The following is a 932-nucleotide window of genomic DNA, read 5'->3' on the forward strand; positions in this document are numbered from 1 at the left end:
CATTCCGTCAGAGCTTTGTCGGGTCCGCGACACAGGCCTGTTTAGCCAATCTCTTATTTTGCCTCAGCCCAAATAGCTGAAACAGCCACAAAAAATGTTTTCTTCGCCTCGTTCGGCCAATTGGCACGAGTTTTGAAGCCCTCGTTGCGAGACGGCAGCAGGTGCCGACCGGCGCGCCGACGATGAACATCTGCCCCTATACGGAGGAATTGGCATGAACACCCTCGATCAGCAGACCGCACTGGAGCAACCCGCACGGAAGCGCATCAAGGATTCCCATGCCCTCGACGGCGACGTCGGTCGCTTGGCCCACTTCTATCACGGATGGGCTAATTCCTATGAAGTGGATGTTGGCCGCGAGGGGTACTGCGGGCCGACGGTGGTTGCGGAACTCGCGAGCGCGGTGCAGACAGCGTATTTTGCCAATGGGCGAGCAGCCATCGCAATCCTGGACGCTGGCTGCGGAACAGGCCTCGTCGGAGTGGAACTGGAACGCCTCGGCTTCCGGTCGATCGACGGGTTCGACCTCTCCGAGGAGATGGCGGAAAGGGCTCGGCAAACCCGCGTCTACCGCCATGTCCGAGGCGATGTCGACCTTAACAGGCCGCTCTCTGACTACTCCAACGCGAGCTATGACATCACGGTCTGCTGCGGCGTCTTCACGCTCGGTCACATCCGACCGGACGCGTTGCGCGAACTCGCTCGCGTCACGCGCCCAAAAGGTTTCATCATCGCAAGCACCCGCAAGAGCTATGCCGAGACCACATCCTTTGAAGACGAGGTACGGCGTCTGCAAGATGCGGGCGTGCTTGTGACGGCACAATGTCTAAACGACGGCAGATACATTGCGGAGGAGGGCGCGCACTACTGGGTTTTCCAGGTGACCCATAAAGTCAACGCACAAACGGAGGAGCGGCCATGACCACGATACC

Annotated in this window: 1 protein-coding gene; it reads left to right on the forward strand. The window is 59.4% G+C overall.

Annotated features, from left to right (window positions below; all coding sequences use genetic code 11):
• Window positions 1–214: 214 nt before the first annotated feature.
• On the forward strand, window positions 215–922 hold the full coding sequence (locus NKJ35_RS30795) for a class I SAM-dependent DNA methyltransferase (protein ID WP_352651396.1): 708 nt from the start codon (window positions 215–217) through the stop codon (window positions 920–922).
• Window positions 923–932: the final 10 nt, after the last annotated feature.

This window comes from Mesorhizobium sp. M0136, from assembly GCF_040322515.1.
GTDB lineage: Bacteria > Pseudomonadota > Alphaproteobacteria > Rhizobiales > Rhizobiaceae > Mesorhizobium.